A 14,048-nucleotide genomic window follows, 5' to 3' on the forward strand; every position below is an offset into this window, starting at 1 on the left:
CGCGTTCCCTGTTCGTTGTTCCTTTTTAGCACTGTTAGCCACTGTCCGTGGCGGGACTTCATTTCTTTTTCCAAACGGCGAAAAAGAAACGAAGCAAAGAAAACGCATTCCAACCGCTAGTTCTTAAGTGGACCGAGCGTGCACTGATATCTGCTTGGGACTTCAAAAGAACGCTCAGCGTAAAACCCTGGACAGTTGAACCCCTCCCGCTCCGTTTCCAGCTACCCACACGCTTCGCCACCAGTGTGGGTAGCCCTCAAACAGGAAAGCGCGGCCCGCGCAACGCTTCGCTGCGACCGGTGTTTGGCCGAACTGGTTCCGTTGGGTTGTGTGCTTGCCCGAGAGCGCTGGTGGCGAAGCGTGTGGATGTAGGGATACGGAGGGGGAGGGTTTCAAGTGTTGGTGGTTATGGCGGCAACGGTTCTTTTGAAGTCCCAAGCAGATTTAATTGCACGCTCGGGCTACTTAAGAATTGGCGGTTGGAAGGCGTTTTCTTTGCTTCGTTTCTTTTTCGCCGTTGGAAAAAGAAATGAAGTCCCGCCACGGACAGTGGCTAACAGTGCTAAAAAGATCAGCTAAAACAAACCGCACCAAACCCCAAGAAGCAGGCCCCAAACGCGCCGCGCAAAACAAAAAGAAAACCCGCCGATGTCCCCACCGGCGGGCTCTAAAACCCGGCTACGAATACCAAAAGGGCAACCACCCCTTCCGGCAAACAAGCCGCCCTACTTCTTCGCCATGAAGGCAAGATCCGAAGGCGCATGCAGCGACGATGCAGCAAACGGCATCGGCTCTTCGGAAACGGACACGCGCCGCTCGGCGCCGGCCCCTATCGATGTCACCGATGCCAGCGGCGCAACTTCGCCCCGCAACGCCTTCAGAATATGTTCCGACAGCCGCAAGGTCATTGCCGCGATCGTGATGGTCGGGAAATTCGCCCCGACCGTGGGAAATACCGAACTGCCCGCCACATACAGGTTGCTCATGCCATGCACCTGGCAGTTGCGATCGACCACGCCTTGCCTGGGCGAATCATGCATGCGCGTCGTGCCCATGTGATGCCACGTGCCTTCGAGTTGCGCCGGCCACGGCTTGCCTTCCAGCGGCTCATCAAGCTGAACGTCAGCCACACCCGTGCGCTGCATTTCTTCCGCCAGCAGCGTGACGGTACGATCGAACGTGCGCTTGACCAGTTCGGTCAATTGCCAGTCGACCTTCACGCGATTCATGCCGAGCGCATCTTTCTGCGATGACAACGTGACGCGGCTATCGCGATTCGGCTCGGCTTCGACGATGGTCTGAAACTTGACGTCGGTGATAAGCGGACGCGGTTGCAACAGCCGTGCAAGACCGAAGCAAGCGGTATCGACCGGATGCATTGCCATGGTGAGCAGGTCCTGCGAGAAATTCCAGCCAGGCTGATCCTTCTGCAAAACAGCCTGCTTGCAACGGATCAGCGCCTCCGCGCCTTCCGTGTTCTCGCCACGAAACACCGAATAGAACCACACGCGCGCATTGAGCAGACGCTCGCGCTCGAGCACCTTTTGCGTCAGCGCGAACTGAGACGAGATGAACTGCCCATGCGCCGACACCGACGCATTCTGATAGTGATACTTGATGTCATAAAGCTTGTTGCGCGCCCACGGCTTCTTGAACTTGATGCTGCCCTGCATGGTGCGCGGATGGTCCATGAAATAGCGGCCGACAATGTCGTTGCCGTTACCCAGTCCTTCTGCCTGCACCTTGTTCGACGCAAGCAGCAGGCGCGCATTCTCAATCCCGCCTGTAGCCAGGATGAATAGCTTCGCGGAAACGGAAAAGCGCCGCCCGCTCAGCGTGCCGACATCGATTTGCGATACGTGCTTCGCTTCGCTGTCGGTGCCTATGTTCATTGCGTTGGCGTTGAGGAACACACGCACGTGCGACGACGCGCCGAGCACGGCTTTGTACACCTTGCCAAAACGCACCGGCGGGCTGAACTGCGAGATCGTGTCGCGCACCGTGCCGCTTGGCAGCGGATGACGTTTTACATCATCACGGCCAATGGCAGCTTCCCAATATGCAGGTTCGAAATTGTTTTCGCCAAGCTTGAGCAACGCATGCGTGCGGGCATAGTATGGGCGCAACTCGTCGAGCCCGAAAGGCCAGCCGCTGTCGTTCACCCAATCGCGTTTTTCAAAGTCCCATGAATCGAGCGGGCGGCACCACCCGCCCCAGCAATTGCTGCTGCCGCCCAGGAAACGGCTGCGGCTGCCGTCCGCATAGGTGTATGGAATACCGACGTTCTCGCCGCGATACAGATCGCGCGTGGCGTCGTCTGGCTTATAGCCGCCGCTTTCAAGCAGGACGGTATCGATCCCGTGCTTATCCATTTCGAGCGCGAGCGTAATACCCGCGACGCCTGCCCCGATGATGCAGACCGTGGTCTTCACCACCGCGCCCTGCTCTACATTTCGGCTGTCAATGAACATTCCCCGTGCTCCTTCTCGTGTGCAGCGGTTCGCCCAATCGTATTGTCGGCTTATCCGCTGTCGCCACCCGTTATTGAAACGCTTCGCTGCCGTGGCGCGTCGCGCGGTTCACTGTGCCGCCAACGCCCGGACAGAAGCCGTCCATCTTTCATCTAACGAAACACCAGGCGGGTCCGAACAATCCACATGCGCTCAGGCGCTCATGCCAGCCTTACCTGCGTGTAATAGTCGTAGGACGCGCGCTTCGTTACCCGCCAAGATAAAGGCGCATGCGGCCAAAGCGCGCTGGTCGACGCGCCCGGCCCGGCGAACCACCTCATGCTTCAATGCGGCCCCGTTTCGGTTCAGGCATCAAACCGCTTTCTGATAAACCGTACCGGATTACCGCCATATACACCCTCTGCTTCCAGTGACCGATGCACCACCGACAGTGGAGTCACCACTGCCGAGCGACCGATGGTCACGCCCATTTGCACAACGCATTTCGATGTGATCCACACCCCGTCTTCAATCACGATCGGCTTGACATGCAGATCCATGTTCGTCGCGAGATCGTGTGAACCGGTTGTGAGAAACGCGTCTTGTGAGATGCAGACATTCGAGCCAATACGAATCGATGTCTGGTTGTAGATCCACGCATTCACGCCGAACCAGCAGTTGTCACCCACTTGCAGATTCCACGGCGCTTTCACGCGGATCGGGTGCGGCATGCGACAACCCGTGCCAATGCGCGCGCCAAAGCGGCGCAACAGCCAGACACGTATGGCGGACACCGGTATGAATTTGTTATTGATGATTGCGGCTTCAAGGAAGAACCACACAAGCTCTATAAGCGTGCTGCGCTTCGCTACGTAATTGCCCTTGCCCGCAAGGCTAAGATCAATGACCCGCGCGCCGCCGTCCGATTGGGCCGATACAGCGCCCGGCGCAGCGTTGCGAACGCCCGCATCCCTGGCAACATCTTCTTCAATGCAATGTTCGTCGATTGTTCTGTGCATGATTGCCGGCCCCCGAGCCCGTAGCGGCGAATGCATTGCAACGCCGCATGAAACCGATTATGGGCGATGAGTGCTGTGGTTCTCGTGTGCCAGCCCACTAATGGCCGCAAGGGAAAGACTTTTGGCGGCATCCGCATGACCGCCCCACGAAAGATTTGCTACCTTGAAACAAGGGGTGCCAGCCGCTCGACAGCGCTGCAACTTTGGGATAACAATCAATCTTCATATCGGCGATACATCGGAGTGCGTCATGAAATCATCCATTCACCGGCTGGCCTGTCGTCATGTATTGCATCGCGTATTGGCGATGCTTGTTGCTGGTGCAGCGTGGTCCATGTTGCCATGCGCCCATGCTGCCGCAGGCGACGCGGGCGCGCGCGACTATGCCGCTGAAGACAAGTTATTGGGAGGTCCCTCTTCGTACGCAGGGTATGCCGACCCCTACGGCCAGGCGCCGAACGCCAACGGCAACGGAGCCAAAAACGGTGCGAAACAAGGCGCCGCCACCACTTCCGCCGAGAACATGATGAACAACAACGCAGACCCGGCGCAGACCAACGCGTCATTCGTCAAGCCGGGCACGGTCGTCATGAAGCGCGGTGCGCGCGTGCGGGACGCCAACGGGAAGCTGGTTGCGACGCCCGACGCCGCTGCCCAGTCGGTATACGGCGCGAACGGCGTGAAGGCCGCGAAGAAACCGCTGGAAATCTACAAGTCACCTTACTGAAAACGAAAACGAGCTGCGCCAAAGGAAAAACCGCCCGGCAACGTATGCATCGGGCGGCTTGCAAGAGAGCCGTATGGTTTGGCAATGCTTCAATCGATCTTCTCGATCTCCACCATCGTCACCGCAGCACTCGCTTTGGGCGTGGCAGCGGCCCCTGAATTTCCCGTCTTGACGTCCATGCGCTCCACCGCATGCGCGCCCACCCGGTCGCCCGCACGGTCTCCTCTGAGTGCTCGCAACTTGTCGTCAAGCCGTCCCAATACCCACGCCGGCGACAAATGCAGTTCCGCGAAAACACGGCCTTCAGCGCCAAGCGCCGCACGTTGTTCCGGGTTGGCCACCAGTTCTTCGATAGCAGCCGCCAACGCATCCACGTTCTCGGGCGGCACGACTACGCCACGCGTCGAAACCACGTTGTACAGTTCCGTGCCCGGACGCGCCATTGCAATCACTACGCGACCGCTGGCGAACATGCCCGTGAGCTTGGACGGCATCACGAGATCCGCGGCATCACCGCGTTGCGGGAGGACGTGGATATCGGCGAGATTGAGGAGTTCGTTGAGCCGCTCGACCGGCTGCAGTGCGATGAACCGGCAATTGCTCAGGCTCTCGCAGCATTTCTCCAGATCGACCTTCGTCGCGCCGTTGCCGCAGAAAACGAACGTGATGTCATCGCGTTTGGCAAGCGCCTGCGCCGCGCCGGCAAGCACTTCCAAGCCCTGCTTCGATCCCATGTTGCCCGCGTACAGGACGACTTTTGCGTGCTCCGGAATGGCAAGTTCATCGCGAAACTTGTTCGGGCGCTGCATTGGATAGATCGCGCTGATGTCGACCCAGTTCGGCAACCGGAAGATCCTGGAAGACGACACGCCCTTGGTCATCGCACGCTCGATCATCTTGTCGGAGATCGTGGAAACCATGTCGAAGCGACGCAGCAACACGCGCTCCATGAATCGCGCGATCCGCCCAGCGCGTTCGCTCTTCAGCAAACCAAGTTCGAACGCAGCATCTACTTCGAAATCCTGAATATGCAGCCACGAATGAGCGCCGGTCATTCTTGCGAGCATCAATGCGGCAGGCGCGTTGAGCATGGTCGGCGCGATGGTCATTACCACGTCGGGACGCCACCATGCCTGCTTCAGGAGCGCGGGCAATGAAGCCGCCGCAAACGAAGCAAGATGAATCATGCGCTTGAGACCGCTCGGATGTGCAGGTACCCACAATGGCGCACGCCAGATCCGCACATGATTGCGCGTTTCGCACGCGTTGCGCCATGCCGAATAGTCCTTGGCAATTTTCCATTCCGGATAGTACGGAGGCGCGCACACGACATGAACTTCGTGGCCGTGCTGCTGCAGCGTCTCCGCCATCTCGGCGGTGTACTTGCCCGTACCCGTCAGCTCGGGCGCGTAGTTCAGCCCGTAGATTAGGATTCTCATCGTGCCTCCACTTTCGCCGGACAAGCGCAATCCGGCGAAACGGATTTATGCAAACATCACTCACGGGATTAGCCGCGGCGCGCGTGCGCCGCGGGGACCATGCGTGGCTCTCTTGGTTGTTGGAGTGAAAATAGAAGCGGTTGCCGCAGTCAGTCGCTGAGCATCATTGCGCAGCCCCTTGCAATGTTTGCAGCCGCCGAAGGCGGATCGAAACGCTGGATCACATCCATGCAGCGCCTGGCCGTCCCGGCCGTATCGGCGAACGCTTCAATGGACTTGAGCATCGTGCGCTGCAAGGCAGGCACGTCGCCGGCCGGAAATGCATACCCCGATACACCATCGATCACCAGCTCGGGCACGCATCCGCAACTCTCGCTCACAATCGACGGGCAGCCATGGCTCAACGCCTCGTTGACAACGAGACCCCACGGTTCGCTCATGCTTGGCAACACCATGCAGGTCGCGCTGAAGTACTCGACCGAGAGCGGCTCGTCCTGCAGGCTGCCAAGAAACGTGATCGAATCCGTGAGGCCCAGGTCCGCTACCTTGGCCTTGAGTTCGTCGCCCATTGGACCGGTGCCGACAATGCGCAGCAAGGCGTCGGGAATGCGTTCTTTCAAGCCCCGGAATGCCTCGATCAGCGTGCCAATACCCTTCTCCGGCGACAAGCGTCCCACGTAGACGAAGATAGGCTTGGATCCCGCCCGGTAATGCATCCGGTCCGACAGCGCGCGCTCGGGCGAGAACGAGCGCGGCAGCGCTGCGGCCTGGCAGGGGATAAAAATCTTCTCCTGCTTCGCGCCGAGCGACATCAGGTATTCGCGGCTGCGTTCCCCGAAGCCGAAATAGCCGTCGCAGAGCGAGAAGAACACGCGCTTCGGAATCGATGTAATCATCTTGCGTGGCCGGTCACGTCCGGTTGAATCGCAGAACACCGCGCGCCGCTTTCCTGTCAGGATGCACGCGGCCATCATTGCCCAGTATTCGGGACGGTGATAACCGGGCAGCACGACAAGATCGGTCTTCGCCTTCAGCACTTCCCACGTGAGGCGCGCCGTCATGCGCCAGGTCGGCACGTCTTCATAACAACCGTTGTAGAGCTTGCGCATCGGGTAGCTGTGGAACGAATAATCCACGTCCGAGAAACCAATGCGGTCGTGCTCGGTATCGGCGATCTGGACCATCGAATACTTGATCGACCCCGAGCCCGAAATGTTGTGCAGCGCGGACAAAACAGCCCCTTTGTGCCGCGACCAGACGACATTATGGAAAATGGTGACCGTTGCATTCATGTTCTAATTATCCCTATTGATAGCGTGTGCTTCACGAGGCATGAGGCGCTGCCGTCCTCGTGTCATGCGTGAGCCGGCTGCCGGCTCAGCGCCTCGTAGTGCTGCAGGAAGTCCTGATAGGTTGCGCGTATGCCTTGCTCGAGCCCCGTAGATGCAAGCCATCCCATGTTGCCGAGCTTCGATACGTCAAGCAGCTTTCTCATCGTGCCGTCGGGTTTGCTTGCGTCGAATACCAGTTCGCCTTCGAAGCCCACCACGCGACAGACCGTTTCAGCAAGTTCGCGAATGGACAGGTCTTCGCCCACGCCCACGTTGAATACGCCTTCGTCGTGTGCGCTTTCCATCAGGAACACGGCAGCGCCGGCCAGATCATCCACATGCAGGAATTCACGGCGCGGCGTGCCCGAGCCCCATACGGTCAGCGTGCTTTCGCCATTGAGCTTCGCCTCATGCGCCTTGCGGATCAGCGCTGGCAGCACATGGCTGCTCTTCAGATCGTAGTTGTCGTTCGGGCCGTAAAGATTGGTTGGCATCAGCGAGATGAACTTGCAACCGTATTGGCGGTTATAAGCCTCGCAGAGCTTCAACCCCGCGATCTTCGCAATGGCATATGCCTCGTTGGTCGGCTCCAGCGCCGAGGTCAACAGATACTCTTCCTTGATCGGCTGCGGGCAGGCCTTCGGGTAAATACACGACGAGCCGAAGAACACCAACTTCGATACATTCCAGCGGCATGCCGCATGGATCACGTTCGTTTCGATGGTGAGGTTTTCATAGATGAACGATGCGGGCAGCGTCGAGTTCGCGAGAATGCCGCCGACCTTCGCCGCCGCGAGCAGCACCACGTCTATGCTTTCCTTCTCGAAGAACATGTTCACGCCGACCTGGTCTGTCAGATCGAGCTGCGAATGCGTGCGCGTGATGATGTTGCGATACCCCGCGTCGGTGAGCCGGCGCACGAGCGCAGAACCCACCATGCCCCGATGACCCGCTACGAAAATGCGTGCGTTTTTGTCCATGATCTCTTACTCGTGATGTTCAAGAGCTTTGAATCCAGCCATCGTGACGAGCGCGTCACGCCGTGCGATCTGATAATCCGAACGAACCATCTCCTTGACGAGCGAGGAGAAGGTTGTCGTCGGACGCCAGCCAAGTTTTGCATGTGCCTTTGAAGGGTCGCCGAGCAAGGTTTCGACTTCGGTCGGGCGGAAATAGCGCGGGTCGACACGGACGATCACGTCGCCCTTGACGAGCTTTGTTTCGCGCCCCTCGACCCGATCCACAATACCCACTTCATCCACGCCCTTGCCTTCGAAACGCAGGTGTACGCCCAGCTCCGCGGCCGCCTGCACCACGAAATCCCGCACGCTGTGCTGTTCCCCGGTTGCGATCACGAAATCTTCGGGCTTGTCCTGCTGCAACATCAGCCATTGCATCTCGACGTAATCGCGCGCATGACCCCAGTCGCGCAGCGCCGAAAGATTGCCGAGATACATGTTCTCCTGCATGCCGACGGCAATGCGCGCCATGGCGCGCGTGATCTTGCGCGTGACGAAGGTCTCGCCGCGCACCGGCGACTCATGGTTGAACAGGATGCCGTTGCACGCGTACATGCCATACGCCTCGCGATAATTCACCGTCATCCAGTACGCGTAGAGCTTCGCAGCCGCATACGGGCTGCGCGGATAGAACGGCGTGGTCTCGCGTTGCGGAGACTCCTGCACGAGCCCAAAGAGCTCGGATGTCGATGCCTGATAAAACCGCGTCCGCTTTTCCATGCCAAGAATGCGGATCGCTTCGAGTATGCGCAGTGCGCCAAGACCATCGGCGTTCGCCGTGTATTCGGGTTCTTCGAACGACACCTGCACGTGGCTCTGCGCGCCCAGGTTATAGATCTCGTCGGGCTCGGTACGCTGCACGATATGCATGATGCTCGAGGTATCCGTCAGGTCTCCGTGATGCAGCACGAACTTCGGGCCGTCCTCATGCGGATCGCTGTAAAGATGGTCGATGCGGTCCGTGTTGAAAAGCGAGCTACGGCGCTTGATGCCGTGTACCTCATACCCTTTTTCCAACAGCAGTTGAGCCAGGTAGGACCCGTCCTGTCCAGTCACGCCGGTAATCAAAGCGACCTTGTGTTTCATCTTGTGCCTCTCGTCTTTCTCGGTGAAAGTGGCGCGTCCCGCGCGCCGCGGCGTCATTGTGTCCAGGGCATCACTCGGGGATGCTCTCGTAGCCGTAGTAGTTGGTATAGGAACTGCCCGACATCAGTTTCGATTGCGGTACGTCAGTGAGAAGCACGCCCTTCATGTTCACGCCGCCGTGCTGCAGGCGCTTCATGGTTTCGCCAATCTCTTCAACCTGGTTGCGGCCATGGCGCACCACGAGCAGGCTCGTGCCGGCGTGCTTGCCGATCACGGTCGCGTCCGTGACAGCGAGCACCGGCGGGGTATCGATGATGACGAGGTCGTACTTGTGCTTCAGGAACTCAAGCACTTCGTGCATGCGATCGCTCATCAGGAGTTCCGACGGATGCGATGGCAGCGAGCCCTTCGTCAGCAAGTCCACGCCCGGCAGCACGTCGTGCAGCACGGCCGCTTCAATATCCGAACCCATCAGCACATCCGACAAGCCCGGCATGTGACGCACGCCGAAATGCGAGTGCACGTCGCCACGACGCATGTCGCCGTCGATCAGCAGCACGCGCTTGCGGGTCGATGCAACCAGCGTCGCCAGGTTGACCGAGAGGAACGACTTGCCGGCATCCGGACGCGAACCCGTGAGCATCACCACGTTGTTGCGCGCATCGGCCATTTGCAATTGCAACGACGTACGCAGCCCGCGAATCCCTTCCACCGCGGCATCTTCCGGCGAGGTCGCGGCGAGCACATGCAGGCCCTGGGTGCGCGAACCGACCTTCTGTTGCAGGCGAAGCTGCTGGTTGCTGCGCGGCACAATGGCGAACACACGCACGCCGAGCCGGTTTTCAATTTCTTCCGGACGCTCGACGCCGCCGAACAGCGACTTGCGAATGAAGGCCACGATGATGCCCAGCACCAGGCCCGTGCCCAGACTGATCAGGATTACGATCAGGCGCTTCGGACGCACGGGGTCGTCGGCGGCTTCGGCAAAATCGACCACGCGCACGTTGCCTACTTGCCCCGCCTTGGCAACCCGCAATTGCTGCGCGCTGTTCAGGAGATTCGTATAGAGCTCGGTGTTCACGCGCACGTCACGCAAGAGGCGCAAGGCGGTCTGCTCGGTATCGGGCAGCACGGAGACGTTCTTCGTGAGCGAGCCTTGCGCGGCTTGCAGCGCGCCGATCTGCGCATCGAGTGCCGCCACGGACGGATGGTTCGCTGTGAAGCGCTGCGAAAGTTCGGCGCGTTGCTGTTGCAGGTCCATCAGCTTCGTCTTGTTGTCGACGACTTGCTGCAGCAGCAGGCGGCTTTCTTCGCCGAGATCGACCGTGCCCTGCTTGTTGCGGAACGTGTTGTACTTCTGCTCGGCCTGATCGAGTTGCGCGCGCAGTTCCGGCAATTGCTGCTCGAGGAACGCCAGCGTCTTGCCGGCTTCCGCGGAGCGCGTATCCATGTCTTGCTGGACGAAGCGGCGCGCGATGTTGTTCACGATCTGTGAAGTCAGCTTCGCGTCATGGCCTTCGAGACTCAACGCGATGATGCCGGACTGCAGCGTTGTCTCGGCTACTGTCAGGCGCTTTTGCAACGCGTCCACGGTGCCGAGCGTCGATGCACGCGACAGTTCGAACTTCGCGCCCGGTTCGCCCGTCATCTGTTCCACCAGCAAGCTCACCGGACCCAGCGCGCTTGCGCCGTTCGCTTCCTGGCCGACCTTGCCGTTCAGGATCGCGATGCCGTCAGGGTCGCTGAGCACGTAGCTGCCGCCTTCGCCGGCGGTGAGAATGTAGGTCTTGTCGTAGGCTTCTTTTGGTGTGTCGAACTTCGGCACGGAGATGCTTTCGTTGCCCCACGCAAAGCCCGACAGCCAGCTCACCGGCGCCTGACCGTTGCGCGCCCCGAGAATGTCGCCAATCAGGCCGCCGACAATCGGGAAGTAGCGAGGACGCGCCGTGATATCCAGATGCAGCTTGTTGACCGTATCCTCGACCACGAGCCGCGAGCGCAACAGCTCGATCTCGGCGGCGGTCGTCGACTTCGCGTCGAACATCTGCGACACGGTCTGCACCGCGTTCGCATTGTTATTGTTGTTATTGCCCGCGTTGCTTTCGGTGACCTGGATCATCGCATCGGCGCGATACACCGGCGGCGCGATGAACGCGTACGCCGTGCCGAGCAGGACTACTGCGAGCGTGACCATGACGATGATCCGCCAGCTTCCCAAGATGGCCGCCAGGTAATCGGACAAGCGCAGCTCGTCCCCCGTCGACACCACATCCGCATAGCGGTTTTCAAAATTGATGGCCATTTTTGTCGCTCACTCAAACGATCACACGATCAAACGAAACGCGCCGGCGCCTTTTGAAAGGCATGGCGCCGGACGCTGCTTCCAGAACTACTTGGTAACGATCGCGGCAGTCAGGCCCGCGTTGATGGCTGGCAGGAACAGGTTCAACACGCGGTTCGCACGGACCAAGCCGCTGTTATCGACGTAGACAATGTCCTTCGATTCCAGCGGGAACTGGTTCGCAAGCAGCATGGAAACCGGCGAACGCGCATCGAGCCGGTAAATCACCGGCGTGTCGCCCGCGGTCGAGCGCAGCACGAACAGTTGCTTCGGATTCGACGTTTCCTGGTTGAGCTGGCCCGCTTGCGCAAGCGCCTCGGCAAGCGTGAGCGTGCCATCGCGCAGCGGCGGTACAGGCGCCGGCTTGTTGACTTCGCCCATCACGTAGACCGTGTTGTCTTCGCGCGCATCCACATGCAGCATGTCGCCGGGTTGAAGCATGATGTCGGCCGGGTTCTTGCCGTTCTTCATCATCTGTGCGACGTTGACCGGGTAGGCCGTGCCGTTGCGGGTGATCGTCACGCGGCTTTGGTCGGCGGTCGGTGCAAAGCCACCGGCGCGGTTCACTGCTTCGGTGAGGGTCATCGGAATGTCGTTCACGGTCTGAGCGCCCGGTGCGCGCACATCGCCATCCACATAAACCTGCGACGACCGGAAAGACGCTACCCGAACCGTGACCTGCGGCTTCACGAACACCTTGCTCAGCTCGGAATAGATTTCGCGCTGGATCTGTTCAGCGGTCTTGCCGGATGCGTGGATTGCACGGTTCACATACGGGAACTGCACGTTGCCTTCGCTATCCACCACGAAACCGGGCGCTGCGTCCGACGCCTTCGTGTTCTGCGCCGGCTGGCCGAGCGCCGCCGCGAGTTCCGGGTGATCCCACACCGTGATCTGCAAAACGTCGCCCGGTCCGAGCTTGTATCCGGTCGCCTTCGCGAACAGATTCAACTGGCTGGCCGTTTTGTCCATGTTCTTCTGGTCCGCGCGAATCTGGCGGATCAGCGTCAGGTCGATTTGCTTGATCGGAATCTGGATGTCGCTTGTCGTGTCGCCGTTGTCGGCGCTCGTGACAGGCAACGCGGCCGGCTCGATCATGTGCTGGCCCGGAGCCAGCGAGCATGCGGACAGCATGGCGGCGATCGCGAGGGAAAGGGCCACACGCGTTCCAGGCACGGCATGGCTGTTCTTGTTCGGCGCCGTGGCACCGGATATTTGTTGGCTGTTCATGTTGTCGTCCCCTGCTTCAATAAGCGTTGGTGTGGCGCAAACCTTTGAAGATCGTCGCAAAGATAATTTTCATATCGAGTCCGAACGACCAGTTACCCAGGTAATACAGATCGTGTGCAACGCGTCCCTCCATTTTTTCGATGCGATCGGTCTCGCCGCGAAATCCGTTGACCTGGGCCCAGCCGGTAATACCGGGCTTGATCCGGTAGCGATGGATGTAACCCGAAACGACCTTCTGATAGAGATCGTCGTGCTCCAGTGCATGCGGACGCGGTCCCACCACCGACATGTCGCCGCGCAGCACGTTGAAGAATTGCGGCAACTCGTCAAGACTCGTGCGGCGCAGGAAAGCGCCTACACGTGTGATGCGTGGGTCATCGCGCGTTGCCTGCCGCAACTCGCCCTGCTTCTCCACGTGCATGCGCATGGAGCGGAACTTGTAGATGCTGAAGACGCGGCCATCGGCGCCTTTCCTGCGCTGCTTGAAGAACACAGGACCTGGTGAGCTGAGCTTCACTGCAATCGCGCAGCCGATCATGACCGGCGCCACGGCAATCAACGCGGCGACAGCAAACGCGCGATCGAAGATTTCCTTTTGCATCAGCGCATTCGGCGGCAACGGCGACGCGGCGAGGTTGATCGTCGGTACGCCAAGCAGGTTCGTCACGCTGCCTTCGAAAAGCGAAAGCGTGCGCACGTCCGGCATGAAACGAATATTGATGAGGTCGTTGCGGAATTCGTCGACGAGCTTGAGGATCGTGCGTTCTTCAGTCAGCGGCAGCGCAAGCCACACTTCGCGCACGTTCTGCGTGCGGACATAGTTGGCGAACGCTTCATGTTCTTCGAACACCGGCACGCGAGTATTCATGTTCGCACCGGTCTGGACGTTGTAAGCGGCAGTCGCACGGAAACCCGCGGCCGGCGCCATGTCGATCTTGCGCACGATCTCGTCGCAGTGTTCGCCGCAGCCGGCGACCGCAACCTGCTTCAGGTTCAGGCCCGCGTTGCGAACCCGGCCGAGCACCGTATGCGTCACCATGCGGCCCGCGATCATTCCGGCGCCCGCCATGCCGGTCCAATACACGAACCAGAGGCGGGACACGAAGTCGATCCGGTGGAGCGAGAACATCAACACCATCGCGCATGCCTGCACGATGAGCCAACTCAGCGCGACCTGTCCGGCGAGTGCGCCTTTGGAACGCCCGCGCCAGGATTCGTAGACGCCCAGCGCGGGAAACACAGCAAGCGAAAACGCCGCCGCGAAGGCCACGAACGCCAGGTAGAAACTGCGCTGCGATGCATCGTCGAAACGGATTTGCGACGCCACCAGCGCGCCCGCCACGATCATCGCGACGTCGAACAGTCTCGCCAGCAAGTTGGTCATTACGCGCATTTTTATTCTCCCC

At 59.8% G+C, this 14,048-nt stretch carries 10 protein-coding genes; 1 reads left to right on the plus strand and 9 read right to left on the minus strand.

The features are described 5' to 3' along the window. Positions 1 to 725 precede the first annotated feature (725 nt). Positions 726 to 2,471, minus strand: coding sequence for a GMC oxidoreductase (locus AWB64_RS19410; RefSeq protein WP_060857041.1), 1,746 nt, complete (start codon positions 2,469 to 2,471; stop codon positions 726 to 728). Between the two features lie 344 nt (positions 2,472 to 2,815). Further along, entirely contained in the window at positions 2,816 to 3,469 is a 654-nt protein-coding gene (locus AWB64_RS19415) for a DapH/DapD/GlmU-related protein (RefSeq protein ID WP_060857042.1), read from the minus strand. A 250-nt stretch (positions 3,470 to 3,719) separates the two neighbouring features. Here AWB64_RS19415 and AWB64_RS19420 point away from each other — a divergent pair, with 250 nt between their 5' ends. After that, entirely contained in the window at positions 3,720 to 4,196 is a 477-nt protein-coding gene (locus AWB64_RS19420; RefSeq protein ID WP_060857043.1) for a hypothetical protein, read from the plus strand. An 89-nt stretch (positions 4,197 to 4,285) separates the two neighbouring features. On the opposite strand, the gene AWB64_RS19425 is transcribed toward AWB64_RS19420, so the two are convergent. The 7 genes from AWB64_RS19425 to AWB64_RS19455 form a co-directional block, all read right to left on the minus strand. Continuing rightward, a complete protein-coding gene (locus tag AWB64_RS19425; protein ID WP_063493241.1) occupies positions 4,286 to 5,635 on the minus strand; it encodes a glycosyltransferase WbuB in 1,350 nt (449 codons plus the stop codon). Positions 5,636 to 5,784: 149 nt separating this feature from the next. After that, the gene (locus AWB64_RS19430) at positions 5,785 to 6,927 is read right to left on the minus strand and encodes a glycosyltransferase family 4 protein (protein ID WP_060857044.1); all 1,143 of its coding nucleotides are present in this window, start codon (positions 6,925 to 6,927) and stop codon (positions 5,785 to 5,787) included. A gap of 62 nt (positions 6,928 to 6,989) precedes the next feature. Continuing rightward, the gene (locus AWB64_RS19435; RefSeq protein ID WP_060857045.1) at positions 6,990 to 7,946 is read right to left on the minus strand and encodes a GDP-L-fucose synthase family protein; all 957 of its coding nucleotides are present in this window, start codon (positions 7,944 to 7,946) and stop codon (positions 6,990 to 6,992) included. Between the two features lie 6 nt (positions 7,947 to 7,952). After that, entirely contained in the window at positions 7,953 to 9,071 is a 1,119-nt protein-coding gene (gene gmd, locus AWB64_RS19440) for a GDP-mannose 4,6-dehydratase (RefSeq protein WP_060857079.1), read from the minus strand. Between the two features lie 70 nt (positions 9,072 to 9,141). Then, entirely contained in the window at positions 9,142 to 11,373 is a 2,232-nt protein-coding gene (locus AWB64_RS19445; RefSeq protein ID WP_060857046.1) for a polysaccharide biosynthesis tyrosine autokinase, read from the minus strand. Positions 11,374 to 11,460: 87 nt separating this feature from the next. Next, a complete protein-coding gene (locus AWB64_RS19450) occupies positions 11,461 to 12,642 on the minus strand; it encodes a polysaccharide biosynthesis/export family protein (protein ID WP_082850550.1) in 1,182 nt (393 codons plus the stop codon). A gap of 16 nt (positions 12,643 to 12,658) precedes the next feature. Continuing rightward, entirely contained in the window at positions 12,659 to 14,035 is a 1,377-nt protein-coding gene (locus tag AWB64_RS19455; protein WP_060857047.1) for an undecaprenyl-phosphate glucose phosphotransferase, read from the minus strand. Positions 14,036 to 14,048 lie beyond the last annotated feature (13 nt).

It is taken from the genome of Caballeronia sordidicola (genome assembly GCF_001544455.2).
Lineage (GTDB): Bacteria > Pseudomonadota > Gammaproteobacteria > Burkholderiales > Burkholderiaceae > Caballeronia > Caballeronia sordidicola.

Excerpts from the sequence above, each read along its gene's own strand:
- AWB64_RS19435 (WP_060857045.1), bottom strand. The coding sequence starts at position 7,946 with ATGGACAAAAACGCACGCATTTTCGTAGCGGGTCATCGGGGCATGGTG.
- AWB64_RS19420 (WP_060857043.1), top strand. The coding sequence starts at position 3,720 with ATGAAATCATCCATTCACCGGCTGGCCTGTCGTCATGTATTGCATCGC.
- AWB64_RS19455 (WP_060857047.1), bottom strand. The coding sequence starts at position 14,035 with ATGCGCGTAATGACCAACTTGCTGGCGAGACTGTTCGACGTCGCGATG.
- AWB64_RS19445 (WP_060857046.1), bottom strand. The coding sequence starts at position 11,373 with ATGGCCATCAATTTTGAAAACCGCTATGCGGATGTGGTGTCGACGGGG.
- AWB64_RS19410 (WP_060857041.1), bottom strand. The coding sequence starts at position 2,471 with ATGTTCATTGACAGCCGAAATGTAGAGCAGGGCGCGGTGGTGAAGACC.
- gmd (WP_060857079.1), bottom strand. The coding sequence starts at position 9,071 with ATGAAACACAAGGTCGCTTTGATTACCGGCGTGACTGGACAGGACGGG.
- AWB64_RS19425 (WP_063493241.1), bottom strand. The coding sequence starts at position 5,635 with ATGAGAATCCTAATCTACGGGCTGAACTACGCGCCCGAGCTGACGGGT.
- AWB64_RS19450 (WP_082850550.1), bottom strand. The coding sequence starts at position 12,642 with ATGAACAGCCAACAAATATCCGGTGCCACGGCGCCGAACAAGAACAGC.
- AWB64_RS19430 (WP_060857044.1), bottom strand. The coding sequence starts at position 6,927 with ATGAATGCAACGGTCACCATTTTCCATAATGTCGTCTGGTCGCGGCAC.
- AWB64_RS19415 (WP_060857042.1), bottom strand. The coding sequence starts at position 3,469 with ATGCACAGAACAATCGACGAACATTGCATTGAAGAAGATGTTGCCAGG.